The organism is Pseudomonas kribbensis, assembly GCF_003352185.1.
GTDB classification, from domain to species: Bacteria; Pseudomonadota; Gammaproteobacteria; order Pseudomonadales; family Pseudomonadaceae; genus Aquipseudomonas; species Aquipseudomonas kribbensis.
This window is the reverse complement of record NZ_CP029608.1, coordinates 998,915-1,024,457: the sequence shown is the minus strand read 5'-3', so window position 1 is coordinate 1,024,457 and position 25,543 is coordinate 998,915. Positions and strand designations below refer to the sequence as shown.

The 25,543-nt window shown below is 60.7% G+C and carries 23 protein-coding genes; 12 read left to right on the top strand and 11 right to left on the bottom strand.

Features of this window, described 5'->3' with window-relative positions:
- Positions 1-40: 40 nt before the first annotated feature.
- Positions 41-1,078 carry a rod shape-determining protein MreB gene (gene mreB / locus DLD99_RS04590; protein ID WP_002555108.1) on the bottom strand — a complete coding sequence of 346 codons (1,038 nt, stop codon included), beginning with the start codon at positions 1,076-1,078 and terminating at the stop codon, positions 41-43.
- Between the two features lie 211 nt (positions 1,079-1,289).
- On the opposite strand from mreB, the gene gatC reads away from it, so the two are divergent.
- The 6 genes from gatC to DLD99_RS04560 all read left to right on the top strand — a co-directional run bounded on the left by gatC (position 1,290) and on the right by DLD99_RS04560 (position 6,449).
- A complete protein-coding gene (gene gatC / locus DLD99_RS04585; RefSeq protein WP_007953612.1) occupies positions 1,290-1,577 on the top strand; it encodes an Asp-tRNA(Asn)/Glu-tRNA(Gln) amidotransferase subunit GatC in 288 nt (95 codons plus the stop codon).
- A gap of 16 nt (positions 1,578-1,593) precedes the next feature.
- Positions 1,594-3,045: an Asp-tRNA(Asn)/Glu-tRNA(Gln) amidotransferase subunit GatA gene (gene gatA, locus DLD99_RS04580; RefSeq protein ID WP_114881418.1), complete on the top strand. Its 1,452-nt coding sequence runs from the start codon at positions 1,594-1,596 to the stop codon at positions 3,043-3,045.
- A 10-nt stretch (positions 3,046-3,055) separates the two neighbouring features.
- Positions 3,056-4,501: an Asp-tRNA(Asn)/Glu-tRNA(Gln) amidotransferase subunit GatB gene (gene gatB, locus DLD99_RS04575; protein ID WP_114881417.1), complete on the top strand. Its 1,446-nt coding sequence runs from the start codon at positions 3,056-3,058 to the stop codon at positions 4,499-4,501.
- Between the two features lie 88 nt (positions 4,502-4,589).
- Complete coding sequence (locus DLD99_RS04570; RefSeq protein WP_085711801.1) at positions 4,590-4,964, top strand: septal ring lytic transglycosylase RlpA family protein; 375 nt, start codon at positions 4,590-4,592, stop codon at positions 4,962-4,964.
- A 46-nt stretch (positions 4,965-5,010) separates the two neighbouring features.
- Complete coding sequence (locus DLD99_RS04565) at positions 5,011-6,072, top strand: calcium/sodium antiporter (RefSeq protein WP_114886585.1); 1,062 nt, start codon at positions 5,011-5,013, stop codon at positions 6,070-6,072.
- The gene (locus tag DLD99_RS04560; RefSeq protein WP_085685699.1) at positions 6,069-6,449 is read left to right on the top strand and encodes a carboxymuconolactone decarboxylase family protein; all 381 of its coding nucleotides are present in this window, start codon (positions 6,069-6,071) and stop codon (positions 6,447-6,449) included. Before DLD99_RS04565 ends, DLD99_RS04560 begins: the two co-directional genes overlap by 4 nt.
- A 9-nt stretch (positions 6,450-6,458) precedes the next feature.
- Here the strand turns inward: DLD99_RS04560 and DLD99_RS04555 are convergent, their stop codons facing one another.
- The 5 genes from DLD99_RS04555 to kdgD all read right to left on the bottom strand — a co-directional run bounded on the left by DLD99_RS04555 (position 6,459) and on the right by kdgD (position 12,936).
- Positions 6,459-7,400 carry an AEC family transporter gene (locus tag DLD99_RS04555; protein ID WP_114881416.1) on the bottom strand — a complete coding sequence of 314 codons (942 nt, stop codon included), beginning with the start codon at positions 7,398-7,400 and terminating at the stop codon, positions 6,459-6,461.
- A gap of 95 nt (positions 7,401-7,495) precedes the next feature.
- A complete protein-coding gene (gene garD / locus DLD99_RS04550; protein ID WP_114881415.1) occupies positions 7,496-9,049 on the bottom strand; it encodes a galactarate dehydratase in 1,554 nt (517 codons plus the stop codon).
- 11 nt (positions 9,050-9,060) lie between these two features.
- Positions 9,061-10,425: an MFS transporter gene (locus DLD99_RS04545; RefSeq protein WP_085711879.1), complete on the bottom strand. Its 1,365-nt coding sequence runs from the start codon at positions 10,423-10,425 to the stop codon at positions 9,061-9,063.
- Positions 10,426-10,523: 98 nt separating this feature from the next.
- Positions 10,524-11,963 carry an aldehyde dehydrogenase family protein gene (locus tag DLD99_RS04540; protein ID WP_085711804.1) on the bottom strand — a complete coding sequence of 480 codons (1,440 nt, stop codon included), beginning with the start codon at positions 11,961-11,963 and terminating at the stop codon, positions 10,524-10,526.
- Between the two features lie 61 nt (positions 11,964-12,024).
- Positions 12,025-12,936, bottom strand: coding sequence for a 5-dehydro-4-deoxyglucarate dehydratase (gene kdgD / locus DLD99_RS04535; RefSeq protein ID WP_007953624.1), 912 nt, complete (start codon positions 12,934-12,936; stop codon positions 12,025-12,027).
- Positions 12,937-13,170: 234 nt separating this feature from the next.
- Between kdgD and DLD99_RS04530 the strand changes: the two genes are divergently transcribed.
- The 3 genes from DLD99_RS04530 to DLD99_RS04520 all read left to right on the top strand — a co-directional run bounded on the left by DLD99_RS04530 (position 13,171) and on the right by DLD99_RS04520 (position 15,149).
- The gene (locus DLD99_RS04530) at positions 13,171-14,469 is read left to right on the top strand and encodes a phospholipase (protein WP_114881414.1); all 1,299 of its coding nucleotides are present in this window, start codon (positions 13,171-13,173) and stop codon (positions 14,467-14,469) included.
- An 11-nt stretch (positions 14,470-14,480) separates the two neighbouring features.
- Positions 14,481-14,672: a hypothetical protein gene (locus DLD99_RS04525; protein WP_114881413.1), complete on the top strand. Its 192-nt coding sequence runs from the start codon at positions 14,481-14,483 to the stop codon at positions 14,670-14,672.
- A gap of 102 nt (positions 14,673-14,774) precedes the next feature.
- Positions 14,775-15,149: a hypothetical protein gene (locus tag DLD99_RS04520; protein ID WP_114881412.1), complete on the top strand. Its 375-nt coding sequence runs from the start codon at positions 14,775-14,777 to the stop codon at positions 15,147-15,149.
- Between the two features lie 5 nt (positions 15,150-15,154).
- On the opposite strand, the gene DLD99_RS04515 is transcribed toward DLD99_RS04520, so the two are convergent.
- The 4 genes from DLD99_RS04515 to DLD99_RS04500 all read right to left on the bottom strand — a co-directional run bounded on the left by DLD99_RS04515 (position 15,155) and on the right by DLD99_RS04500 (position 19,646).
- Positions 15,155-15,901, bottom strand: a complete 747-nt coding sequence (locus DLD99_RS04515; RefSeq protein WP_085711808.1) for a FadR/GntR family transcriptional regulator — start codon at positions 15,899-15,901, stop codon at positions 15,155-15,157.
- Between the two features lie 105 nt (positions 15,902-16,006).
- On the bottom strand, positions 16,007-17,734 hold the full coding sequence (locus DLD99_RS04510; protein WP_114881411.1) for an ABC transporter ATP-binding protein/permease: 1,728 nt from the start codon (positions 17,732-17,734) through the stop codon (positions 16,007-16,009).
- A 96-nt stretch (positions 17,735-17,830) separates the two neighbouring features.
- Positions 17,831-18,391, bottom strand: a complete 561-nt coding sequence (locus DLD99_RS04505; RefSeq protein ID WP_003221630.1) for a response regulator transcription factor — start codon at positions 18,389-18,391, stop codon at positions 17,831-17,833.
- Positions 18,384-19,646 carry an ATP-binding protein gene (locus DLD99_RS04500; protein ID WP_085711810.1) on the bottom strand — a complete coding sequence of 421 codons (1,263 nt, stop codon included), beginning with the start codon at positions 19,644-19,646 and terminating at the stop codon, positions 18,384-18,386. Before DLD99_RS04500 ends, DLD99_RS04505 begins: the two co-directional genes overlap by 8 nt.
- Positions 19,647-19,927: 281 nt before the next feature.
- On the opposite strand from DLD99_RS04500, the gene DLD99_RS04495 reads away from it, so the two are divergent.
- The gene (locus DLD99_RS04495; protein WP_114881410.1) at positions 19,928-20,647 is read left to right on the top strand and encodes an SIMPL domain-containing protein; all 720 of its coding nucleotides are present in this window, start codon (positions 19,928-19,930) and stop codon (positions 20,645-20,647) included.
- Between the two features lie 74 nt (positions 20,648-20,721).
- Here the strand turns inward: DLD99_RS04495 and DLD99_RS04490 are convergent, their stop codons facing one another.
- The gene (locus DLD99_RS04490) at positions 20,722-21,081 is read right to left on the bottom strand and encodes a DUF6124 family protein (RefSeq protein WP_114881409.1); all 360 of its coding nucleotides are present in this window, start codon (positions 21,079-21,081) and stop codon (positions 20,722-20,724) included.
- Between the two features lie 893 nt (positions 21,082-21,974).
- On the opposite strand from DLD99_RS04490, the gene DLD99_RS04485 reads away from it, so the two are divergent.
- Together DLD99_RS04485 and DLD99_RS04480 are read left to right on the top strand one after the other, a co-directional pair.
- A complete protein-coding gene (locus DLD99_RS04485; RefSeq protein ID WP_114881408.1) occupies positions 21,975-23,576 on the top strand; it encodes an ABC transporter substrate-binding protein in 1,602 nt (533 codons plus the stop codon).
- Between the two features lie 260 nt (positions 23,577-23,836).
- Positions 23,837-25,459, top strand: a complete 1,623-nt coding sequence (locus DLD99_RS04480; RefSeq protein WP_085711814.1) for an ABC transporter substrate-binding protein — start codon at positions 23,837-23,839, stop codon at positions 25,457-25,459.
- Positions 25,460-25,543: the final 84 nt, after the last annotated feature.

Genomic DNA, 25,543 nt, shown 5'->3' with positions numbered 1-25,543 from the left:
GTGCTGCCTGCGCGCTCACCCACGTATTGCACCCGGCGACTTATTCGCTGGAGAGCAGGTCCATGGTGTGCTTGTCCATCATTTCCAGTGCACGGCCACCGCCGCGAGCAACACAGGTCAGCGGATCTTCGGCAACGATCACCGGCAGACCGGTTTCCTGGGCCAGCAGCTTGTCGAGGTCACGCAGCAGCGCGCCACCACCGGTCAGCACCAGGCCACGCTCGGCGATGTCGGAAGCCAGTTCCGGCGGCGATTGCTCCAGGGCGCTTTTCACGGCCTGAACGATGGTGGCCAGGGACTCTTGCAGAGCTTCCAGCACTTCGTTGGAGTTCAGGGTGAATGCGCGTGGAACGCCTTCGGCCAGGTTGCGACCGCGAACGTCGACTTCGCGAACTTCGCCGCCCGGATAGGCCGTGCCGATTTCCTGCTTGATGCGCTCTGCAGTCGACTCGCCGATCAGGCTGCCGTAGTTGCGGCGCACGTAGGTGATGATCGCTTCGTCGAAGCGGTCGCCGCCAACACGTACGGATTCGGCATAGACCACACCGTTCAGGGAAATCAGCGCGATTTCGGTGGTACCACCACCGATATCCACGACCATCGAGCCGCGAGCTTCTTCAACCGGCAGGCCGGCACCGATCGCAGCAGCCATCGGCTCTTCGATCAGGAACACTTCACGGGCACCGGCGCCAAGGGCCGACTCACGGATGGCGCGACGCTCAACCTGGGTGGACTTGCATGGAACGCAGATCAGCACACGAGGGCTGGGCTGCAGGAAGCTGTTTTCGTGAACCTTGTTGATAAAGTATTGCAGCATCTTTTCGCAGACGCTGAAGTCGGCAATGACGCCGTCCTTCATCGGACGAATGGCAGCAATGTTGCCCGGCGTACGGCCGAGCATGCGCTTGGCCTCGGTGCCGACAGCAACGACACTTTTCTGGTTACCGTGTGTCCGAATGGCCACAACCGATGGCTCATTCAGGACGATACCGCGCTCGCGCACGTAAATAAGGGTGTTGGCAGTGCCCAGGTCAATGGAAAGATCGCTGGAAAACATGCCACGCAGTTTCTTGAACATGGGAAAGGGACCCTAGGCAACGCGTGGGTAAAAAAGTGCGGCAAACTCTAACAACGACAGGGATTTTGGGCAAGGCGCCAATATGTTAAATTGGCCGCTTTTCTGTGCACCAAGCCCCACAATCGCGGCCTTATGACCGTAGAAGTGCGGTAGTGTTCCGACAATCTAACACACGGACGCCGTCCGTCCTGTTTTCCACTGGAGAAACCCGATGGCGCTAGAACGCTCCGACGTGGAAAAAATCGCTCATCTGGCCAGCCTTGGCCTGAATGACGCCGATCTTCCACACATCACTTCGGCCCTCAACAGCATTCTCGGGCTGGTCGACGAAATGCAGGCGGTCAATACCGACGGTATCGAGCCGCTGGCCCACCCGCTGGAAGCCAGTCAGCGCCTGCGCGCCGACGTCGTGACCGAAAGCAATAACCGCGAGGCTTATCAGTCCATCGCACCAGCGGTCGAAAACGGCCTGTATCTGGTTCCGAAAGTCATCGACTAAAGGGAAAGAGCCTGCAATGCATCAAATGACTCTGGCCGAGATCGCCCGCGGTCTCGCCGATAAAAAGTTTTCCTCCGAAGAGCTGACCAAGGTCCTGCTGGCGCGCATTTCCCAGCTCGATCCGCAGCTCAACAGCTTCATCAGCCTCACCGAAGAGCTGGCCCTCGAGCAGGCGAAAGCCGCCGACGTGCGCCGGGCCAACGGTGAGAGCGGCGCCCTGCTCGGCGCGCCGATCGCCCACAAAGACCTGTTCTGCACCCAGGGCATCCGCACCAGCTGCGGCTCGAAGATGCTCGACAACTTCAAGGCCCCGTACGACGCCACCGTGGTTTCGAAACTGGCTGCCGCCGGCACCGTGACCCTGGGCAAGACCAACATGGACGAATTCGCCATGGGTTCGGCCAACGAGTCGAGCTGGTACGGCGCGGTGAAAAACCCGTGGAACCTGGAACACGTACCGGGCGGTTCGTCCGGTGGCTCGGCGGCGGCAGTTGCCGCTCGTCTGTTGCCAGCCGCCACGGCCACCGACACCGGCGGTTCGATCCGCCAGCCGGCCGCGTTCACCAACCTCACCGGCCTGAAACCGACCTACGGTCGTGTTTCGCGCTGGGGCATGATCGCTTACGCCTCCAGCCTCGATCAGGGTGGCCCTCTGGCTCGTACTGCCGAAGACTGCGCGATTTTGTTGCAAGGTATGGCCGGCTTCGATCCGAACGACTCCACCAGCATCGATGAACCGGTGCCGGACTACGCCGCCGGTCTGAATGGCTCGCTGCAAGGCCTGCGCATCGGCGTGCCGAAGGAATACTTCGGTGCCGGTCTCGACCCGCGCATTGCCGACCTGATCCAGAACAGCATCAAGGAGCTGCAAAAGCTCGGTGCCGTGATCAAGGAAATCAGCCTGCCGAACATGCAGCACGCGATTCCTGCGTACTACGTGATCGCCCCGGCAGAAGCGTCCTCCAACCTGTCGCGTTTCGACGGCGTGCGCTTCGGCCATCGCTGCGAAGACCCGAAGAACCTGGAAGACCTGTACAAGCGTTCCCGCGGCGAAGGCTTCGGTGCCGAAGTACAGCGCCGGATCATGGTCGGTGCCTACGCGCTGTCCGCCGGTTACTACGACGCCTACTACCTGAAAGCGCAGAAGATCCGTCGCCTGGTGAAGAACGACTTCATGGCTGCCTTTAATGAAGTCGACATCATCCTCGGCCCGACCACGCCAAACCCGGCCTGGAAACTCGGCGCCAAGAACAGCGACCCGGTCGCTGCCTACCTGGAAGACGTCTACACCATCACCGCCAACCTCGCGGGCCTGCCGGGCCTGTCGATGCCGGCCGGTTTCGTCGACGGTCTGCCGGTCGGCGTGCAACTGCTCGCTCCGTATTTCCAGGAAGGTCGCCTGTTGAACGTTGCCCACCAGTATCAGCTGAACACTGACTGGCACACCCGCACCCCAACCGGCTTCTGAGGAGACACACATGCAATGGGAAGTCGTGATCGGGCTGGAGATTCACACCCAGCTCACCACCCGGTCGAAAATCTTTTCCGGTAGTTCCACCCAGTTCGGCTCCGAGCCGAACACCCAGGCCAGCCTGATCGATCTGGGCATGCCCGGCGTGCTGCCGGTGCTCAACCAGGAAGCGGTGCGCATGGCGGTGATGTTCGGTCTGGCGATTGACGCCGAGATCGGTCAGCACAACGTGTTCGCCCGCAAGAACTACTTCTACCCGGACCTGCCGAAGGGCTACCAGATCAGCCAGATGGAATTGCCGATCGTCGGCAAGGGCCACCTGGACATCGCCCTGGAAGACGGCACGGTCAAACGCGTCGGCATCACCCGCGCGCACCTGGAAGAAGACGCCGGCAAGAGCCTGCACGAAGAATTCAGCGGCGCCACCGGCATCGACCTGAACCGTGCCGGCACGCCGCTGCTGGAAATCGTTTCCGAGCCTGACATGCGCAGCGCCAAGGAAGCCGTGGCCTACGTCAAGGCGATCCACGCGCTGGTGCGCTACCTGGGCATCTGCGACGGCAACATGGCCGAAGGCTCGCTGCGTTGCGACTGCAACGTGTCGGTGCGTCCGAAAGGCCAGGTCGAGTTCGGCACCCGCTGCGAGATCAAGAACGTCAACTCGTTCCGCTTCATCGAGAAGGCGATCAACTCCGAGATCCAGCGTCAGATCGACCTGATCGAAGACGGCGGCAAAGTGATCCAGCAGACCCGTCTGTACGATCCGAACAAGGACGAAACCCGTCCGATGCGCAGCAAGGAAGAAGCCAACGACTACCGTTACTTCCCTGATCCGGACCTGCTGCCGGTGGTCATCGAGGACTCGTTCCTCAACGACGTGCGCGCCACCCTGCCGGAACTGCCACCGCAGAAGCGCGAGCGCTTCCAGAGTGCCTTCGGTCTGTCGGCCTACGACGCCAACGTGCTGGCCACCAGCCGTGAGCAGGCGGACTACTTCGAGAAAGTCGCGAGCATTGGCGGCGACGCCAAACTGGCGGCGAACTGGGTGATGGTCGAGTTGGGCAGCCTGCTCAACAAGCAGAACCTGGACATCGAGGATTCGCCGGTTTCCGCCGAGCAACTGGGCGGCATGCTGTTGCGCATCAAGGACAACACCATCTCCGGCAAGATCGCCAAGGTGGTGTTCGAAGCGATGGCCAATGGCGAAGGCAGCGCAGACGAGATCATCGAGAAACGCGGCCTGAAGCAGGTTACCGACACCGGCGCGATTTCGGCGGTGCTGGACGAAATGCTCGCGGCCAACGCCGAGCAGGTCGAGCAATACCGTGCGGCAGACGAAGCCAAGCGCGGCAAGATGTTCGGTTTCTTCGTCGGTCAGGCCATGAAAGCCTCCAAGGGCAAGGCCAACCCGCAGCAAGTGAACGAACTGCTGAAAAGCAAGCTCGAAGGCTGATGAAAATGGGGCCAGTTCCAACGCCTGGCTCCATTCCCTGTGGGAGCCGGCAGGCTGGCTCCCACATCTGTTTTCGGGAAACCTTTGAATGAAGCGTCTATTCATCAGCTGCGCCCTGCTTTCCCTGCTGGCCGGTTGCGCCAGCACCGATGTCATCGACCCGCACGGTTACGACCAGACCGGCGTCGCCTCCTATTACGGAGCCAAACACCACGGTAAACGCACCGCCAGCGGCGAAGCGTTCAACCAGAATTCCCTGACCGCCGCCCATCGCCAATTGCCGTTCGGCACCCGGGTGAAGGTCACCAACCTGAAAAACGACAAATCCTGCGTGGTGCGTATCAACGACCGCGGGCCACACACCCGTGGGCGCATCATCGATGTTTCACGGGAAGCCGCCGAACGCCTCGGCATGATTGGCAGTGGCACGGCGCGGGTTCGCGTGCAGGCCCTCGACGACTGATGGAGCGCCCGCCATTTTCGGATTGACCGATTTACCGCTGATCAACGTGATCGAACTGCTCTGCGGATTGTTCCTGCTGATCGCCGGTGCCGAACTGATGGTGCGCGCCGCCGTGCGCCTGGCCGCGCGCCTGCATGTGCGGCCGCTGATCATCGGTCTGACCATCGTCGCCCTCGGCAGCAGCGCCCCGCAAATGGCGGTCAGCCTGCAAGCGACCCTGACGCACAACTCCGACATCGCAGTCGGCAGCGTGATCGGCAGCAGCATTTTCAACATCCTCGTGACCCTCGGCCTGTCGGCGCTGATCATCCCATTGCGCGTCTCACGGCAACTGGTGCGCCTCGACATCCCGCTGATGATCGGCGCCAGCCTGCTGGTGTTCGTGCTGGCCTGGAACGAAGAGATCGGCCGTTTCGACGGCATCCTGCTGCTGGCGGCTCTGGGGTTGTACCTCGGCTTGCTGCTGCGCCAGTCGCGGCACTCGGGCCGGCCACATTCCGATCATCCTCAGACTCAACCCGCCCCCTGGTTCACCAGCCTGCTGATGATCGTCGCCGGTCTCGCCATGCTGGTGTTCGCCGGACATTTGTTGCTGGGTGCCGCTGTCGCAGTAGCCACCGATCTCGGATTCTCCGAACGGGTGATCGGCCTGACCGTGGTCGCGGTCGGTACTTCGCTGCCGGAACTCGCCACTTCGTTGATCGCCGCATTGCGCGGTCAGCGGGACATTGCCGTGGGCAACGTGATCGGCGCCAACCTGTTCAACCTGCTCGGGGTCCTCGGCATCACCGCGTTGATCGCCCCGACACCACTGTCGGTGTCGCCCAACGCGCTGGATTTCGACCTGCCGGTGATGCTCGGCGTCGCCACGCTGTGCCTGCCGGTGTTCTATTCCGGCTACCGCGTGACCCGGGCTGAAGGCTTGCTACTGCTCGGCTTGTATCTGGCGTATGCGCTGCATGTGGTGTCGTTCACCACCGGCATGCCGCTCGCCGGCAAGCTCGAACGGTTGATGCTGTTCTATGTCCTGCCAACGCTGCTGACGTTTTTGTTTTTTACGTCGGTGCGCGCCTGGCGCCGCCAACACCACAAGAGGGATGTGCCATGACCGAATCGAAGAAATCCGGGGTCGAAATCCGCCGCCAGGTAATGGGTGACGCGTTCGTCGACCGCGCCCTGGGCAATGCCACTGAGTTCACCCAACCCTTGCAGGATTTCGTCAACGAACACGCCTGGGGCGGTGTGTGGAATCGCGAAGGTCTGCCGCTGAAGACCCGCAGCCTGATCACCCTCGCCGCGCTGACCGCGTTGAAGTGCCCGCAGGAATTGAAGGGCCACGTGCGCGGCGCGTTGAACAATGGCTGCACGGTCGACGAGATCCGCGAGGCGCTGCTGCATTGCGCGGTGTACGCCGGGGTGCCGGCGGCGATCGATGCGTTTCGGGCAGCGCAGGAAGTGATCGACAGTTACCAGAAGCCTGAGTAACAGCCAGCCTCAGATCCACCCGCCCCACTGCAACAGAAAGATCCCGACGTTGGTGGTCACCGCCGCCATCAACGTGGTCAACACGATGATCGCCGCCGCCAGTTCATGATTGCCCTGGGCCGCCCGTGCCATGACAAAACTGGCGGCCGCCGTCGGGCTGCCGAAGTACAGAAACAGAATCCCCAGCTCCGCCCCGCGAAAGCCCCATAGCCAGGCACCCAGTGTCGCGAGCACCGGCAGGCCGATCATCTTCACCAGACTGGAACTGAGCGCCATGCTCCCGCTCTTGCGCAGCGCCGCCAGCGACAGCGTGCCGCCGATGCAGATCAACGCCAGTGGCAGCGTGGTTTGCGCCAGGTACTGGCCGGACGTTTCCAGCCAGCCCGGCAGACCGATCTTGAACCAGGCAAACGGCGCCGCAGCGATGACGCTGATGATCAGCGGATTGCTGAACACGCTTTTGCAGATGCTCCATGGATCGGACTTGATCACCGGGCTGTACACCGCCAGCACAATGGTCGACAGGGTGTTGTAGAACAGGATCACCAGCGCCGCGAGAATCGCTCCGAGGGAAATCCCGTAGTCACCGTACATGCTCGCCGCCAGCGCCAGACCGATCACCCCGTTGTTGCCGCGAAACGCACCTTGCGTGTAGATGCCGCGATCCTCGCGCGGGCAGCGGAGAATCGCCCAGCCCCAGGCCAAGGCAAAACTGGCCAGGGTGGCGACGGCGAAGTAGATCAGCAGCGCCGGTTGCAGCGCGGCATGCAGGTCGGCATGCAGGATGCCGAGAAACAGCAGTGCCGGCATGCTGACGTTGAACACCAGCGACGACGCCGTGTGGATGAAGTTGTCGTTGATCCATTCGATGCGTTTGAGCAGCACACCCAGAAACAGCATGGCAAACACCGGCGCGGTGATGTTCAGGGTTTCGAGGAAGATTGCCAGCATGCCGGGGAGCCTTGAAGGTGAGCGTCGTTAGGGGGCTAATGATAAGCCACTTTCACCCCGATCGTTCCCACGCAGCGCGTGGGAACGAGCAACCATCACGTAATAGGCGCCGGATTGAACAACGTAATGTCGTTATGCAGCTTGTGCTTCTCGGCCCACGTCTGCTGCTTGCCGCTCGCCACATCCAGATAGTAGTGGAACAACTCCCAGCCCAACTCCTCGATGCTTGCGCGACCGGTAGCGATGCGCCCGGCATCGATGTCGATCAGGTCCGGCCAGCGTTGCGCCAGTTCGGTCCGGGTCGACACCTTCACCACCGGCGCCATGGCCAGACCATAAGGCGTGCCACGCCCGGTGGTAAACACATGCAGGTTCATCCCCGCCGCCAGTTGCAACGTGCCGCAGACAAAATCGCTGGCCGGCGTCGCACAGAAAATCAAACCCTTCTGCTTGAAGCGTTCCCCCGGACCCAGCACGCCGCTGATCGCGCTGCTGCCGGATTTGACGATCGAGCCCAAGGACTTCTCGACAATGTTCGACAACCCGCCCTTCTTGTTGCCCGGCGTGGTGTTGGCGCTGCGATCCGCCTCGCCCTTGGCCAGGTAACGGTCGTACCAGTCCATCTCGCGCACCAGTTCCTCGGCAACGGTTTTGCTCTGGGCCCGGGAGGTCAGCAGGTAAATCGCGTCACGCACTTCGGTGACTTCGGAAAACATCACCGTCGCCCCTGCTCGCAGCAGCAAGTCCGAGGCATAACCCAGCGCCGGGTTGGCGGTGATCCCGGAAAACGCATCGCTGCCACCGCACTGCATGCCGAGGATCAGCTCGGACGCGGGCACGGTCTCCCGGCGGCGCTGGTCAAGTTTCTTCAGGCGGGTTTCGGCCAGATCCATGATCTGCTCGATCATCTCGGTGAAACCGTGACTGGAATCCTGCAAGCGATACAGCCACGGCTCGCTCAGATCCACCGACGCATCGTCCTCGTGCATCACCTGCCCGGCCTGCAATTTCTCGCAGCCCAGACTGATCACCAACGCCTCGCCACCGAGGTTCGGGTTGCGCGCCAGATTGCGCACAGTGCGGATCGGAATGTAGGCGTCGGTAGCGGTGATCGCCACGCCGCAACCGTAACTATGGGTCAGCGCCACCACGTCATCGACGTGGGGGTACTTGGGCAACAGTTCATCCTTGATGCGTTTGACCGCGTGATCCAGCACCCCTGTGACGCACTGCACGGTGGTGGTGATCCCGAGGATGTTGCGCGTGCCGACGGTGCCGTCGGCATTGCGATAACCCTCGAAGGTGTAACCCTCCAGCGGCGCCTGGGCGGCCGGCACGTCGGTGGACAGCGGCAGGCTGTCAAGCGGTGGCGCGGTCGGCATGCGCAGTTGATCTTCCTTGACCCAACTGCCACGGGGAATCGGCTGCAACGCATAGCCAATGATCTGGCCATAGCGAATCACCGTGCCGCCCTCGGGGATGTCCACGAGGCTGACCTTGTGGCTCTGCGGCACAAAATCCACCGTCACCAGGCCATCGGCGAAGGCAGTACCGGCCGGAACGCCCTGGTCATTGACCACGACCACTACGTTGTCCCGCTCGTGCAGGCGGATGTAGCGCGGCGAGTCGGAATGTTCAATCAACTGCATGGCGCCGCTCCTCAGGAATGCGCTTGAGACAATTTACCGGTGGCTTCGGAACCGCCATTGGTTGGCGGCTCTTTCAGTACCACACGTTTGATCGGGCCGACGATCACCAGGTAGCTGAACACCGCCACCAGCGCGTTGGCGCCGACAAACACCAGCGCCCATTTGAACGAACCGGTGGAGCTGATGATGTAGCCGATGACGATTGGCGTGGTGATCGAGGCAATGTTGCCGAAGGTGTTGAACAGGCCGCCACTGAGACCGGCGATCTGTTTCGGCGAAGTGTCGGAGACCACCGCCCAGCCCAGTGCGCCCACGCCTTTGCCGAAGAAGGCCAGGGCCATGAAGCCGACCACCATCCATTCCACTTCAACATAGTTGCACGCGACGATGCTGCTGGAGACCAGCAGGCCGGCAATGATCGGTGCCTTGCGGGCGAAGGTCAGCGAGTGGCCCTTGCGCAGCAGGTAATCGGAAATCACCCCGCCGAGGACGCCGCCGATAAAACCGCAGATCGCCGGCAACGAGGCGATGAAACCGGCCTTGAGAATGGTCATGCCGCGCTCCTGCACCAGGTACACCGGGAACCAGGTCAGGAAGAAATAGGTGATGCCGTTGATGCAGTACTGGCCCAGGTACACGCCGAGCATCATGCGGTTGGTCAGCAACTGGCGGATGTAGTCCCATTTCGGGCCGTCAGCTTTTTTGCCTTGTTTCTGGTCCATGTCGACCATGCCGCCGTTGTCGGCGATGAACTTCACTTCCGCTTCGTTGGCCATCGGGTGCTGGCGCGGGCTGTGGATAACCTTCAGCCAGATCAGCGAGAACAGGATGCCGAATACGCCCATGACAATGAACACGTGTTCCCAGCCAAAGGCATAGACGATCCAGCCCATCAGCGGCGCGAACAGCACGGTGGCGAAGTACTGCGCCGAGTTGAAGATCGCCGAAGCCGTACCGCGTTCGGCGGTCGGGAACCAGGCCGCCACGATGCGTGCGTTGCCGGGGAACGATGGCGCTTCGGCCAGGCCCACGAGGAAGCGCAACATGAACAGCGCCACGATAGCCGTGGACATGCCGAACTCACCGACAAAGCCTTGCAGCACGGTGAACAGCGACCAGGTGAAGATGCTCAGGGCATAGACTTTTTTCGAGCCAAAACGATCGAGCAGCCAGCCGCCGGGAATTTGCCCGGCCACGTAGGCCCAACCGAATGCAGAGAAGATGTAGCCGAGGGTGACCGCGTCGATGCCGAGGTCTTTTTGCAAACTGGAACCGGCGATCGCGATGGTGGCGCGGTCGGCGTAGTTGATCGTGGTCACCAGGAACAGCATGAGCAGGATCAAATAGCGGACGTGAGTCGGCTTGGACGATTGCATGTAGATGTACTCCCACTGATTATTTTTATGCGGGTAAAACATTCTTTGGTCTTGTGCCGCGCAGGGCCTTGGCAATAACCCTGCGCGGGTGCAGCGACTTACGAACCGATGTAGGCGGTTTTCACCACGGTGTAGAACTCTTGCGCATAGCGGCCTTGCTCACGTGAGCCATAGGATGAACCCTTACGGCCCCCGAACGGAACGTGGTAATCGACGCCGGCGGTCGGCAGGTTGACCATCACCATCCCGGCCTGGGAATGACGCTTGAAGTGGTTGGCGTACTTCAGCGACGTCGTGGCGATGCCCGCCGACAGACCGAATTCGGTGTCGTTGGCCATGGCCAGTGCAGCCTCGTAATCCGCCACGCGGACGATGTTGGCCACCGGGCCGAAGATCTCTTCGCGGCTGATGCGCATCGACGCTTCACTGTCGGCAAACAGCGTCGGTGCGAGGAAATAACCCTCGGTGTCGCAGGTCACCAGACCACCGCCGCTGACTACGCGGGCACCTTCGGACTGGCCGATGTCGATGTATTTCAGGTCCTGCTCAAGCTGTGCTTGCGAAACCACCGGACCGATGTCGGTGCCGGCCTTCAGCGCGTGGCCGACTTTGATCGACTTCATGCGCTCGGCCATGGCTTCGACGAACTTGTCATGAATCCCGGCGGTGACGATCAAGCGGCTCGACGCGGTGCAACGCTGGCCGGTGGAGTAGAACGCGCTCTGCACCGACAGCTCCACCGCCTGCTTGAGGTCGGCGTCGTCGAGAATGATCTGCGGGTTCTTGCCGCCCATCTCCAGTTGCACCTTAGCCTGGCGCGACACGCAGTTGACCGCGATCTGACGACCGACGCCGACGGAGCCGGTGAAGCTGATGCCGTCGACTTTCGGGCTGTTGACCAGCGCTTCACCGACCACGCGACCGCTGCCCATCACCAGGTTGAACACGCCGGCCGGGAAGCCTGCGCGGGAGATGATTTCGGCCAGCGCCCAGGCGCAACCCGGCACCAGATCCGCCGGTTTCAACACCACGCAGTTGCCGTAGGCCAGGGCCGGGGCGATTTTCCACGACGGAATCGCAATCGGGAAATTCCACGGGGTGATCAGGCCGACCACGCCGAGGGCTTCGCGGGTGACTTCAACGTTGACGCCCGGGCGCACCGACGGCACGTAGTCGCCGGACAGACGCAGGCACTCGCCGGCGAAGAACTTGAAGATGTTGCCGGCGCGGGTCACTTCGCCGATGGCTTCCGGCAGGGTCTTGCCCTCTTCCCGGGCCAGCAGCGTGCCGAGTTCTTCGCGACGGGCGAGGATTTCGGTGCCGACCTTGTCCAGCGAGTCGTGGCGAGCCTGAATGCCCGAAGTCGACCACGCCGGGAACGCGGCGCGAGCGGCGTCGATGGCGGCGTTGACCTGAGCAAGATCAGCCTTGGCGTAGTCGCCGATGGTGTCGCTCAGCTCGGACGGGTTGATGTTGACCGAGTAATCGTTGCCGGCGACCCATTCACCGTTGATGTAGTTGTCATAGCGCTTGGTCACGAATCATTCTCCTGACGCAAAAGGCCGCTGATTGCTCAGCGGCCTTGTTTAGAGGGTTGTGTTACTGCGCACCTTGCTTGTCGATCAGCGCGGCGAGCATTTCGTACTCTTCGCGGGTCAGGTCGGTCAGCGGCGCCCGCACCGGGCCTGCGTCATAGCCGGCGATCTTGGCGCCTGCCTTGACGATGCTCACGGCGTAACCGGCCTTGCGGTTGCGGATGTCCAGGTATGGCAGGAAGAAGTCGTCGATGATCTTGCCGACGGTGGCGTGATCTTCGCGGGCAATGGCGTGGTAGAAGTCCATCGCGGTTTTCGGGATGAAGTTGAACACCGCCGACGAGTAGACCGGCACACCCAGGGCCTTGTAGGCAGCGGCATAGACTTCAGCAGTCGGCAGACCACCGAGGTAGCTGAAGCGGTCGCCGAGGCGACGGCGGATCGACACCATCAGCTCGATATCGCCCAGACCATCCTTGTAGCCGATCAGATTCGGGCAGCGCTCGGCCAGACGTTCCAGCAGCGGCGCGGTCAGGCGGCAGACGTTGCGGTTGTAAACCACCACACCGATGTTCACCGATTTGCACACCGCTTCAACGTGGGCGGCGACGCCGTCCTGGCTGGCTTCGGTCAGGTAGTGCGGCAGCAGCAACAGGCCTTTGGCGCCCAGACGCTCGGCTTCCTGAGCGTATTCGATGGCCTGGCGGGTCGAACCGCCGACACCGGCAAGGATCGGCACGCTGCTGGCGCAAGTGTCGACGGCAGTCTTGATGATTTCCGAATATTCGCTGGCCGCCAGGGAGAAGAACTCACCGGTGCCACCGGCGGCGAACAGGGCCGAAGCACCATATGGGGCCAGCCATTCCAGGCGTTTGATGTAGCCCGCGCGGTTGAAATCGCCCTGGGCATTGAAATCGGTCACCGGGAACGACAGCAGGCCGGCGGAGAGGATGGACTTCAGTTCTTGTGGATTCATTATTCGAACACCCTGGTAGCAACGTTTTTTGTGAGTGGACCGTTCAGCCTTCGCCGAAGTTGTAGGTCATCGTACAACTTAAAAGATAACCGTCAACTGCATTTCATCGCTGGGGTGCATTTTTGTCGGACAAGATTTCTTTTTGACGCAGGAGTTTTCTCGACTAGGCTCCATTTAACTGTATATACATACAGTTAAATAAGAACCCACCGACGACATATCAAGGAGAAAGAAATGTCCGGTCTACAACCCAAATGCCTTGAAAAACCCACACCGGTCATCGCCCGTTTCGATGATCTTTTTACCCCCGGCGGCATCGCCTTCAGTGCTGAAAATCCGCACCTGGTGCTGCACATTGCCGACTCCCACAGCGATGTCGAACCCTCCCCCGCACTGACCGGCAAAGCCATGAAAGTCAAACCGCCGCTGCGCTTCGAAGGCGCGGAACACACGGCGATCGGCGATAACACCCGGCTGCGCTTCGTTGAAGATGCCGAGCCGGTGCTCGCGCAAAATGTGCCGCTGCACCTGCCGAACGGGTTGGCGCTGACGTACGGCCAGGTGCTCGCGCTGGGCGGTGATTTCTACGGAATCGCCGACCGCCCGATCAACGAAGGCGCCACCCCGGCGGATCGCCTGCAACGCTTTTCGGCGGCGTTCGACACCCTCGCCGCCCTGCCGGCTTCAAAGGCCGAAGCGCCACAAGTTCTCGCGATCATGCAAAAAGAGATCGATGCCGTTAAACAGGCGATCAAGGACGGCAAACCACCCCACGAAGCCTATGACGCGCTGGGAGATACGTTGTCGGAAGAGTGGAACAAAATCACCGGTGGCGGCAGTTTCGTCTCGGCACTGTTCCCCCTCGGTCGTTATCTGAAACTGGCGGCGAACAACGCCGACCATTTTGGCGAATGGGCCCGACAGGCCTACATCGCCGGGCACACCGCCGCCCTGCAAACTGCCGCAGCCGCCCACGCCAGTCAGGACGAATTGCAACTGGAACGGGCCTACGCGATGAATGCGTTCGCGGATCACTACCTCACCGACCTGTTCTCCTCCGGTCATTTGCGGGTGCCACGCAAGGCCATGGCCGCCGTCGTAACGCCGAGTGATCTGGGCTCGCTGATCACTCGCTTCATGCATGACGAAGACAGCAAATTCGGGCTCAAGGTACGCAACGGACATGGCGAGCAATGGCGTGCGTTCGGCGACAAACGCTACTTCGACGCCACGGACGCCGACAATCGCAATCAAGTGAATCTGGCGGTGCAGGATTCGGCGGACGAGGTGTATGCCGCGTATTCAAGCGGCAACGTGCCAACCACCTTCAACGCGCTGCAACGGCTGCCGGACCTGACTTTCGTGATGAGTCTGACGAACAATTTCTCGCCACTGTTCCGCCTACAGGGCAACAAAGTCCTGCGCCGCAAGGACGTGAACAACCTCAACGACACCGCCACCGTCGACGACTGGTGGGGCTGGAGCACTTACCTGCTGCTCAAGGACTATCACCCAACCGGCAACACGAATTGAGGAGCGATTCGATGAGCATCAAATTGAAACTGGAACTGGCCTCGGGCCAATCGTTGAAAGGTGCGCCGCTGCAATTGCTGCGCGACGGCGTGGCCATCGCCCGGACGTCGGTGGACGCTCAGGGGAACGCAACATTCGATGTCAGGCCCGGCCCGGGCAAACTGGCGGTCAGGGTCGATCGTTCGATTCTGCCCCAGAGCTGAAATGCCCGGACAAGATTGCCCCGGCGCGAATCGCTGATTCGCCGGGTAAAGTGCGACAACTGCCGCGAAGGATCGCGGCAGATCTTTCAAGGAGAACGAAGCATGACGTTTGCCGCTGCACACCTTCCGCAGTTCCCCGATCACGCCAGCGATTCGATCATCCTGCGGTTGTCGGCCCTGGATGATGACCTGATCGTCCGCGTACCCGATGGCCAGAACACCCCGCCGAACTGGGATGTGTACCCAATCCTCGGCGAGGACCCGGAAGAGCCTGAATGGCAGGGCTTGTCGGAGCCGACCGGCGTCTGGGATGACGCACTCGATGACATGGTCGGCCTGACCGGGATCGAACTGAGCATTCCCCGATTCGAGCTGGAAAAGTACCTGAACAGCACCGTCGAACTGCGTTACAAGTTCGCCGACGAGTCCAGTCTGGAACCTTGTTCGGAGCCACTGAGACTCTACGTCGAAGCCTGACTTCCTCAGCCCTGCGCCTGCGCCTCTTCGTGAGCCTGACGCAGCCGTTCGCGGCTGTTGGTCAGATGCAGGCGCATGGCCGCGCGGGCGGCATCGGCATCCTGACGGGCGATGGCCTCGTAGATTTCCTCATGCTCACGGCTCAGGCGATTCATGTAGTGCTGCTGATCGTCATGGGCCAGGCGCGCCGAATTCAGCCGCGTGCGCGGAATGATGCTGGTGCCCAGGTGGGTCATGATGTCGGTGAAGTAGCGGTTGCCGGTAGACAGCGCAATTTGCAGGTGGAACTGGAAATCCGATGCCACCGCATCGCTGGCGTGGGCCACGCTTTCGTTCAGCGCATCGAGGGCGGCGCGCATCGCGGCCAGCTGTTCGGCGCTGCGACGCTGTGCGGCGAGGCCGGCGGATTCGACTTCCAGGCTGATACGGAATTCGAGAATCGCCAGCACGTCACGCAGGGTGACCACGGTGGCCGGGTCGATCCGGAAACCGCTCGGGCTCGGGGTGTCGAGGACGAAGGTGCCGATGCCGTGGCGGGTTTCGACCTGCCCCGCAGCCTGCAGCCGGGAAATCGCCTCGCGCACCACGGTGCGGCTGACGCCATGGGCTTCCATGATCGCCGACTCGGTGGGCAACTTGTCGCCACGCTTGAGCAGACCGTCGCGGATCTGCTCGGTCAGCACCGTCACCAGTTCCTGTGCCAGGCTGCGGCGCTTGCGAGGGAGGCGCGGGGTGTCGATCGGGGTTTCCATGGTCTGCGTTTGTCTCGAAAATTCGGTAAGAGGGGCATCATAGCCCAAGGGAGTTGTACGATCACCGTCCTCTGCGGGAGCGGGCTCCCACAGATTCGGTACACATCAGGCCGTGACGGTCTGCTCGACCAGATGCCCGCTGTCGATCCGTACATGCCGTGGATGGAAGCGCTTGAGGCTGCTGCGATGGCCGACGCTGACGATGCTCAGGCCCGGCAACTGGTCGATCAGCGCCTGATACAGCGTGGCTTCGTCTTCTTCGTCCATCGCCGACGTCGCTTCGTCCATGTACAGCCAGTGCGGTGCGTAAAGCAGCGCACGGGCGAAGGCCAGTCGTTGCTGCTCACCCGGCGAGAGCATGCGTTGCCAGTGGTTGGCTTCGTCCAGCCGCGCCACCAGATGCGGCAGACGGCAGGTTTCCAGCACTTGCGCATAACGCTCTGGGGCGTAGGTGTCGCCCGGTTGTGGATAACTCAAGGCATCGCGCAGGGTGCCGATCGGCAGATACGGCTTCTGAGGCAGGAACAGATAACGCGATGCAGGCAGGCGGATGCTGCCGTGGCCCGCCGGCCACAAATGCCCCATTGCTCGGAGCAGCGTCGACTTGCCGCTGCCGGAACGACCGCTGAGCATTACCCGGTCGCCCGGCTCTACGGTCATGTCGGCGCTGGTCAGCAAGTGACGGCCATCGGCGAGATCAAGCCCGAGGTTGTGTACCTTCAATTCGCTGCCCTGATTCTGCACGTCGATGGCCGGTGCACGTTCTTCGTTGTCAGTCATGGCCTGACGGAAACTCAGCAGACGATCACACGTAGCGCGCCACGCGGCGAGGTCCGCATAGGCGTTGATGAACCAGCTGAAGTTCTCCTGCACGTTGCCGAATGCCGAGTTGATCTGCATCAGCTCACCCAGTTCGATCTTGCCGGACAGGTAACGGGGCGCCGCGACGATGAAGGGAAAAATGATTGCGATCTGGCCATAACCCGAGGTGAAGAACGTCAGGCGCTTGGACACGCGCATGATGTCCCAGAAGTTGTGCCAGACCAGACCAAAGCGGCTGCTCAGACGGCGATTCTCGTTCGGCTCGCCGTTGTACAGCGCAATGCTCTCGGCGTTCTCGCGCACTCGCACCATGGAGAAACGCAGGTCGGCTTCGAAGCGTTGTTGTTGGTTGTTCAGGCCGATCAGGCGTCGACCGATCAGGTGCGTCAGCCAGCTGCCAACCGCCGCATACAGCAGCGCACACCAGAACATGTAGCCGGGAATCTCGATGCCGAACACCTCGATGCTGCCGGAGACCCCCCACAAAATGATCGAGAACGAAACCAGGCTGACCACTGTGCGGATCAAGCCCAGAGCGAGACTCAAGGTGTTGCTGGTGAAGGTGTTGAGGTCCTCGGAAATCCGCTGGTCAGGGTTATCGGTGTAGCCGCCCTGCTCCAGTTGGTAGTAGTTCTTGTGCCCGAGCCAGCGCTTGAAATGGTTTTCGGTGAGCCATGCCCGCCAACGGATGGTCAGCATTTGCGTCAGGTACAGGCGATACACCGCGCCGAGGATCGCCACGGCCGCAATGCCGCAGAAATACAGGATCAACTGCCAGAACGCCGCCTCGTCTTTTTTCTGCAGGGCGTTATAGAAATCCTTGTACCAACTGTTGATCCACACCGAAATCGCCACGCTGAACAATGTCAGCGCAATCACGGCAATCAGCAACGTCCAGGCCTTGCCCTTCTCTTCGCTGCGCCAGTAAGGCGTGGTCATGGCCCACACCTTGCGAAAAAACTGCCCGCGCACAGCATCGTTGACCGCGGAATATTCAGCGTTCTGATTCATGGAAAAGGCTCGATAAAGAAAAGAACAGACACGCACCGATCATAGTTGATCGGTGCGCTTTATCGCGAGGGCTGGCGATGGCCGTTCAGCGCAGGTTCAGCGACGAACCGGGCGCTTCTGCAGCTTGCGCTGCAGGGTACGGCGGTGCATGCCCAGGGCGCGGGCAGTGGCGGAGATGTTGCCTTCGTGTTCGGTCAACACGCGCTGAATGTGTTCCCATTGCAGGCGATCTACCGACATCGGGTTTTCCGGCACCAGGCTGTCGAGGTCGGCGTGTTCGGACAGCAGCGCCGCCAGCACGTCATCGGCGTCCGCCGGTTTGCACAGGTAGTTGCAGGCGCCGCGCTTGATCGCCTCGACTGCGGTGGCGATGCTCGAGTAACCGGTGAGAATCACCACGCGCATTTCCGGGTCCAGCTCCAGCAATTTAGGCAGCAGCACCAGACCGGAGTCGCCGTCCATTTTCAGGTCCAGCGCCGCATAGTCCGGCAGATCGGCCTGGGCGATGGTCAGGCCTTCCTCGGCGGAACCGGCGGTGCTGACGCGAAAACCACGGCGAGCCATGGCGCGGGCCATCACCCGGGTAAAGGTCGCGTCGTCATCGACCAGCAGCAAATGCGGCAGTTCTTCGCCTTCGACTTGGATTTCGTCACTCATGTTGCTCTCCTCGGGCGCCGTGGGGCAGGCGCAGCTCGGTGAGCGTGCCGCCTTCCTCATGACTATAGAGTTTCACTGAGCCGCCGGCGCGTGTCACGCTGGCCTTGCTCAAAAACAGGCCCAGGCCGAAACCTTTGCCCTTGGTGGTAAAAAACGGTTTGCCGATCTGTTCGGCGATGGCCAGCGGCACACCGGCGCCGTGGTCGCGGATGCTGATGGTCAGGTCTTCGGCGGTCCAGTCCAGGGTCACCTGAAGGTTTTCCGGGCAGGCATCGGCGGCGTTGTTCAGCAGATTCAGCAAGGCCTGGGTCAGATCCGGCGGCGGCGCTACACGCGGCAGCGTGCCCTGGCCCAGGCGCTGGAAGCGATAACTGGCCTCGGGGCGCATCAGGTGCCAGCGGTTGAGCGCTTCGTCGAGCCATTCGGTGACATCCTGCATTTCCACTGCCATCCGGCGATTGGCCTCGGCGGCGCGCACCAGTTGTTGCAGGGTCTCTTTGCAGAGTTTTACCTGATCCTTGAGCACCTTCAGGTCTTCCTGAAGCATCGGGTCGTGGTGATCCTGCTGCATTTCGTTGAGCAACACGCTCATGGTCGCCAGCGGTGTGCCCAGTTCATGAGCGGCACCGGCCGCCTGAGTCGCCACGGCCAGCAATTGCTGATCGCGCAGGCCTTCTTCACGACGGATCGCACGCAACTCTTCCTGGCGGCGCAGCTCTTCGGCCATGCGCGCGGCGAAGAAGGTAATCACTGCTGCCGCCAGGGCGAAGCTCAGCCACATGCCGTAGATCTGCAGGTTCTCCCGGGCCACCGGCAGGGTTTCCAGCGGATAGAAATGCGTCAGCATCAGGGTGTACAAGGCCAGCGCAATACCGGACAACACCACCGAATAACGCCACGGCAGCGTCACCGCAGCGATGGTCAGAGGTACCAGATAATACGAAACGAACGGGTTGGTCGAACCACCGGAGAAATACAGCAAGGCGCTGTGGATAACCAGGTCGCAGGCCAGTTGCAGCGCGTATTCGAGCTCGGTGACCGGCCACGAAGTGCGCAGGCGCACGGCGGTGAACACACAGAGCAAAATCGAACAGCCGAGGGTCATCACCAGTTGCACCCATGGCAACGGCAACAGTTCCAGCCAGTAGGCCAGGCCCACGGAACCGGCCTGCGCGGCCAGCACCAGGGTGCGGATGAAAGTCAGCCGCCAGAGGTTCTGGCGAGTGGCGGAAGTCAGTTGTACGGGGGCGAGCATGAGCTCTCCTGATGAGCGCTCCAGGCGGATCGCACGGAGTATAACCAAGGCGCGGGCTTGAGAGGCGAAAGTGCGGCAAACGACCACACCAATAAGCAGTTGCAAGTTGTGAGCTTCAAGCTACAAGCAAAAGCTCGTTGCTTGTGGCTTGTGGCTCGTCGCTGGCCTTGTTGTCATCTGTATAGAAGTTGTAACTGGGCGAACCGGATCATAAAAGCTAGAGTCTGATGGTTTCACGCAGGCCCCCGAACCATCACCTGCGCCCTCATCAAGGAGCTTTCATGCACACATTTCGCCGCAGCGCCGCCCTTCTCGCCCTGACCGTCGGCAGCGTCGCCAGCCTTCCGGCCCTGGCCGCCGATGAGCTGCACTACAACCAGATTTCCCTGCGCGCCGAAGTCAGCCAGGAAGTGGCCCGCGACCTGATGATCGTGACCCTCTACACCGAAGAACAGAACACTGACCCGGCCAAACTCGCCGCCGACGTCAGCACCACCATGAACAAGGCCCTGGCCCAGGCCAAACAGGTGAAAGACATCACCCTGCGCCAGGGCAGCCGCAACAGCTACCCGATCTACGACACCAAGGGCCAGAAAATCACCGGCTGGCGCGAACGCGCCGAACTGCGCCTGGAAAGCACCGACTTCGCCGCCCTGTCCAAACTCACCGGCGAGTTGCTGACCGACCTGAAAATGGGCGGCATGGACTTCGCCATCGCCGACCCGACCCGCAAGGCCAGCGAAGACAAACTGCTGAAAGAAGCCGTCACCGCCTTCAAGGCCCGCGCCCAACTGGCCACCGACGCCCTGGGCGGCAAGGGTTACAAAATCGTCAACCTGAACCTCAACAGCAACGGCTACCCACAACCGTACATGCGCGCCCCGATGATGATGAAAGCGGCCGCTGGCATGGACGCTGCGCCAGTGACCCCGGAAGTCGAAGCAGGCACCAGCCAGGTCAGCCTGACGGCCGATGGCTCGATTGAAGTGTTGATGCAGTGATTGAATGACAGCTGAATGAAAAACCGGCGATCAGAAAATGATCGCCGGTTTTTTTGTGTCCGGGATTTGGGTTGTCAGGCTCGAGGATCAACCCGATCCAGCGCCCGGTTCACCGCCAGTTCGGCCAGCATGATGATCTGCTGGATGCCGAGCGCCGTACTGCGCTGCGAACCGCTGAGTTCATTGGCGAAATTGCTGGCGATGGTACTGGCCGACGCCAGGGACTCGCAGGCATTGGCCAGCAGGCTTTCGGTATCGACGTTGGGCGTGACCATATACATCGTACTCGGGCGCGGTCTGGAAGGGTTGGGACACAGGTAATAGTCGAGGGCGCGTTTGATGGCTTCGCGGTTGCGGGCGAGGTCTTCGGCGCGCATGGCTTCTTCGAGGGGGGTATTTGATTCAAGTGGTGGATCGGGTACTGGCTTGTTCATGGAGCATTTCCTTATGAATGTGCGCCACTCATTTCCGATCTCACTCGCGAAATGAGGTGGCAACTATGTACGGAGTGAGATTACCGGTAAGGAAACCAACCCGGCCGGACCGAAGTCCGCCCGTACATAGCCGCCATAAAGAACTGCCGACAGCATGAACTGGCGGCGATTATGGGGCGGCTTGCGCTGGTTTCCAAATTCAGTAACCGGGAATCTCACCTCCCGATCGCAGAATCTTCTGCGACAAACAAAGACTAGAGAGCGTGCTTCCGACGGACAACCTGAAAACCTTGTGGGAAGGGTCGGCGAATCCCACACATGTTTAAACATCCGAAAATGAAACGCGGAGCGTGGGAACAATCAATCCCCACAAGATCGGATCGGCTATCAGGCCGCCATCGCCAGCAGGCTGGCTCCCACAGAAAGCGAAAGCAGCCCGCATCCGCTTCTCACCACTCAACAGGATGAGCGTTAGCTCGGCTGCAGCTTTTGATCTTGATCCACGGGCGACGTCGGAAGGCTGAGTGGAGGGATTTGTCCGGGGGTGGGAGCGCAGCGACCGTTTGGCGAAGCCAAACACATCGAGAGGAGGTGCAGCGAAGCAAACCGTAGGCGATGCCCCCCGGATGAATCCCGGAGCGAAGGAACCCCGAGCCTTAGCGAGCGGGCCGAACGTAGGAGCAAGCGTTTTTGGTTACTTTTTAGGCGTTTGTAAAAAGTGACCCGCCGTAAGGGCGGAACCCTAAGAGGCCGTTACCGCAGCAACGGATATGTACCCAATCCCCCAGATATACCGAGACAGACACCTAACCTAGAAAAACGATATTTCCGCGCCCACCAAAACCCCAGCTACCCTCCCCCGCCACAACCACCTCCAAACCCACGGGGCAGACATGCAAAGATTCACCCTGAAACCACTACTGATAACCCTGGCCCTGACAACCATCACCCCAATCGCCAACGCAGCAACAACCCTGGTCTACTGCTCCGAAGCCAGCCCCGCAGGCTTCGACCCCAGCCAATACACCAGCGGCACCGACTTCGACGCCTCCGCCGAAACCGTCTTCAACCGCCTCACCCAATTCAAACGCGGCGGCACCGAAGTCGAACCCGGTCTGGCCACAAGCTGGGACGTAACCCCGGACGGCCTCCAGTACACCTTCCACCTGCGCCAGAACGTAAAATTCCACACCACGGATTACTTCACCCCGACCCGTACCTTCAACGCCGATGACGTGCTGTTCACCTTCCAGCGCCTGCTCGACCCGGACAACGCCTTTCGCAAGGCCTATCCCGCCGAGTCCCCCTACTTCACCGACATGGATCTGAACACCACGATCAAATCCGTGGAGAAACTCGACGAAAACACCGTGCGTTTCAATCTGAACAACGTCGACGCCGCCTTCGTGCAGAACCTCGCCATGAGCTTCGCCTCGGTGCAATCGGCCGAATACGCCGCGCAGTTGCTGAAGGAAGGCAAGGCAGCAGACATCAACCAGAAACCGGTCGGCACCGGCCCGTTCGTGTTCAAGCGTTACCAGAAGGATTCGCAGATCCGCTACGCGGCGAACAAGGAGTACTGGAAACCCGAAGATGTGAAAATCGACAACCTGGTGTTCTCGATCACCCCGGACGCCGCCGTCCGCCTGCAGAAGCTCAAGACCGGCGAATGCCAGGTCAGCGGCTACCCGCGCCCGGCCGACATCGACGTGATGGAAAAAGACCCGAACCTGCGCGTCTTGAAGCAGGCCGGTTTCAACCTCGGATTCCTCGCCTACAACACCACCCATCCGCCGCTGGACCAATTAAAGGTGCGTCAGGCCCTGGACATGGCCATCGACAAACCGGCGATCATCAAGGCGGTTTACCAGAGTGCCGGGCAGCTGGCGCAGAACGCCCTGCCACCCGCGCAATGGTCCTATGACCCGAACATCAAGGACGCCCCGTACGACCCCGCAAAAGCCAGGGCGCTACTCAAGGAAGCCGGGGTTGCACCGGGTACAACCATTAATCTCTGGGCCATGACCGTGCAGCGCGCCTCGAACCCGAATGCGCGAATGTCGGCGCAGATGATCCAGCAGGATTGGGAGAAGATCGGCATCAAGGCCAACATCGTCAGCTATGAATGGGGCGAGTACATCAAGCGCGCCAAGAATGGCGAACACGACGCGATGATCTATGGCTGGACCGGTGACAACGGCGACCCGGACAACTGGCTGGGCGTGCTGTACAGCTGCGCGGCGGTGAAAGGCAGCAACTACGCCAAGTGGTGCGATCCGGCCTACGACAAGCTGGTGCAACAGGCCAAGGTGTCCACGGATAAATCGCAACGGGTAAAACTGTATCAACAGGCGCAACTGATCCTTAAACAGCAGGTGCCGATCACGCCGATCGCCAACTCCACGGTGTTCCAGCCACTGCGCAAGGAAGTCACCGACTTCAAGATCAGTCCGTTCGGTCTAACCCCCTTCTATGGCGTGGGTATAAATAAGTAACACCCGGCCCCAAGGCGGCGCGCAAATCGTGACCAATGCACCGTTTTGGGGCTTCATTTGCACCGTAAAAACCGACCGCAAACGGTCAAATGCGTCAGAAGTTATACAGATGCGACATTAAGGTACGTTCGTGCCACCGTTTGATGCCGCCGGGCGCTCTGGATCTTGCATTGGGTATGGGCCCTGCATAAGTATCCGCAGGCACGACTCACGAGGTCGTACCTCACTATTAAAAAATGACAACAAATCATGAGGCCAACATGCTTAAACACGCGGTCATTCCGTTTTTAGTCGGCGCAGGCTTGTTAGCCTCCGCACCTTTCGCTTCCGCTGCGACTAACCTGGTGTTCTGCTCCGAAGGCAGCCCGGCCGGTTTCGACCCAGGCCAATACACCACCGGAACCGACTTCGACGCCTCAGCCGAAACCATGTTCAACCGTCTGACCCAGTTCGAGCGTGGCGGCACCGCCGTTGTTCCTGGGCTGGCGACCAGCTGGGACATTTCCCCGGACGGCCTGACCTACACCTTCCACCTGCGTGAAGGCGTGAAGTTCCACACCACCCCGTATTTCAAGCCGACTCGTGAGTTCAACGCCGACGACGTGCTGTTCACCTTCAATCGCATGATTAACAAGGATGACCCGTTCCGTAAGGCGTACCCGACCGAATTCCCGTACTTCACCGACATGGGGATGGATACCAACATCACCAAGATCGATAAAGTCGACGACCACACCGTCAAGTTCACTCTGAAAGAAGTCGACGCCGCGTTCATCCAGAACATGGCCATGAGCTTCGCGTCGGTTCAGTCCGCCGAGTACGCAGCGCAGCTGCTGAAGGAAGGCAAGGCGGCCGACATCAACCAGAAGCCGATCGGCACTGGTCCGTTCGTGTTCAAGAGCTACCAGAAAGACTCCAACATCCGTTACACCGGCAACAAGGATTACTGGAAGCCCGAAGACGTGAAGATTGACAACCTGATCTTCGCCATCACCACCGACCCGTCGGTGCGTATCCAGAAGCTGAAGAAGAACGAGTGCCAGGTCACCCTGTTCCCGCGTCCGGCGGACCTCGCCGCACTGAAAGCCGATCCAGCATTGAAGATGCCTGACCAGGCCGGTTTCAACCTGGGCTACATCGCCTACAACGTGATGGACAAGGTCAAGGGCAGCAACGAAGCCAACCCGCTGGCCGACCTGCGCGTTCGCCAGGCGCTGGACATGGCTGTGAACAAGCCACAGATCATCGACTCGGTTTACCAGGGTGCAGGCCAGCTGGCCGTCAACGCCATGCCGCCGACCCAGTGGTCCTACGACACCACCATCAAGGACGCCAAATACGATCCTGAGAAAGCCAAGCAGCTGCTCAAGGAAGCCGGCGTCAAGGAAGGTACCGAGATCGTCCTGTGGGCGATGCCGGTTCAGCGTCCGTACAACCCGAACGCCAAACTGATGGCCGAAATGCTCCAGTCCGACTGGAAGAAGATCGGTCTGAACGTGAAGATCACCAGCTACGAGTGGGGCGAGTACATCAAGCGCTCCAAAGGTGGCGAGAACCAGGCCATGATCATTGGCTGGAGCGGTGACAATGGTGACCCGGACAACTGGCTCAACGTGTTGTTTGGTTGCGACTCGCTGAGCGGCAACAACTTCTCCAAATGGTGCGACAAGAAATTCGACGGCCTCGTGAAAGAAGCCAAGCGCACCACTGACCAGGCCAAGCGCACCGAACTCTACAAAGAGGCGCAACACGTCCTCAAAGACGCAGTCCCTATGACACCTATCGCTCACTCGACGGTGTATCAACCCATGCGCGCCAACGTGCAGGACTTCAAGATCAGCCCATTCGGCTTGAACTCCTTCTACGGCGTCAGCATCAAGTAAAAAACGCAGCGGCGACGTTTTCAGCGTCGCCGCTGCTTTTTTCTGCCGAATAGTCAGGAATTTGCCTACATCCATTTCCACTTG

Coding starts and splice junctions, on each gene's coding strand:
- DLD99_RS04490 (WP_114881409.1), bottom strand. CDS start 21,081: ATGAACAAGCCAGTACCCGATCCACCACTTGAATCAAATACCCCCCTC.
- DLD99_RS04495 (WP_114881410.1), top strand. CDS start 19,928: ATGCACACATTTCGCCGCAGCGCCGCCCTTCTCGCCCTGACCGTCGGC.
- DLD99_RS04530 (WP_114881414.1), top strand. CDS start 13,171: ATGTCCGGTCTACAACCCAAATGCCTTGAAAAACCCACACCGGTCATC.
- gatB (WP_114881417.1), top strand. CDS start 3,056: ATGCAATGGGAAGTCGTGATCGGGCTGGAGATTCACACCCAGCTCACC.
- DLD99_RS04545 (WP_085711879.1), bottom strand. CDS start 10,425: ATGCAATCGTCCAAGCCGACTCACGTCCGCTATTTGATCCTGCTCATG.
- DLD99_RS04560 (WP_085685699.1), top strand. CDS start 6,069: ATGACCGAATCGAAGAAATCCGGGGTCGAAATCCGCCGCCAGGTAATG.
- DLD99_RS04505 (WP_003221630.1), bottom strand. CDS start 18,391: ATGAGTGACGAAATCCAAGTCGAAGGCGAAGAACTGCCGCATTTGCTG.
- gatC (WP_007953612.1), top strand. CDS start 1,290: ATGGCGCTAGAACGCTCCGACGTGGAAAAAATCGCTCATCTGGCCAGC.
- DLD99_RS04525 (WP_114881413.1), top strand. CDS start 14,481: ATGAGCATCAAATTGAAACTGGAACTGGCCTCGGGCCAATCGTTGAAA.
- DLD99_RS04570 (WP_085711801.1), top strand. CDS start 4,590: ATGAAGCGTCTATTCATCAGCTGCGCCCTGCTTTCCCTGCTGGCCGGT.
- DLD99_RS04500 (WP_085711810.1), bottom strand. CDS start 19,646: ATGCTCGCCCCCGTACAACTGACTTCCGCCACTCGCCAGAACCTCTGG.
- DLD99_RS04520 (WP_114881412.1), top strand. CDS start 14,775: ATGACGTTTGCCGCTGCACACCTTCCGCAGTTCCCCGATCACGCCAGC.
- mreB (WP_002555108.1), bottom strand. CDS start 1,078: ATGTTCAAGAAACTGCGTGGCATGTTTTCCAGCGATCTTTCCATTGAC.
- DLD99_RS04510 (WP_114881411.1), bottom strand. CDS start 17,734: ATGAATCAGAACGCTGAATATTCCGCGGTCAACGATGCTGTGCGCGGG.
- gatA (WP_114881418.1), top strand. CDS start 1,594: ATGCATCAAATGACTCTGGCCGAGATCGCCCGCGGTCTCGCCGATAAA.
- DLD99_RS04480 (WP_085711814.1), top strand. CDS start 23,837: ATGCTTAAACACGCGGTCATTCCGTTTTTAGTCGGCGCAGGCTTGTTA.
- garD (WP_114881415.1), bottom strand. CDS start 9,049: ATGCAGTTGATTGAACATTCCGACTCGCCGCGCTACATCCGCCTGCAC.
- DLD99_RS04515 (WP_085711808.1), bottom strand. CDS start 15,901: ATGGAAACCCCGATCGACACCCCGCGCCTCCCTCGCAAGCGCCGCAGC.
- DLD99_RS04485 (WP_114881408.1), top strand. CDS start 21,975: ATGCAAAGATTCACCCTGAAACCACTACTGATAACCCTGGCCCTGACA.
- kdgD (WP_007953624.1), bottom strand. CDS start 12,936: ATGAATCCACAAGAACTGAAGTCCATCCTCTCCGCCGGCCTGCTGTCG.
- DLD99_RS04555 (WP_114881416.1), bottom strand. CDS start 7,400: ATGCTGGCAATCTTCCTCGAAACCCTGAACATCACCGCGCCGGTGTTT.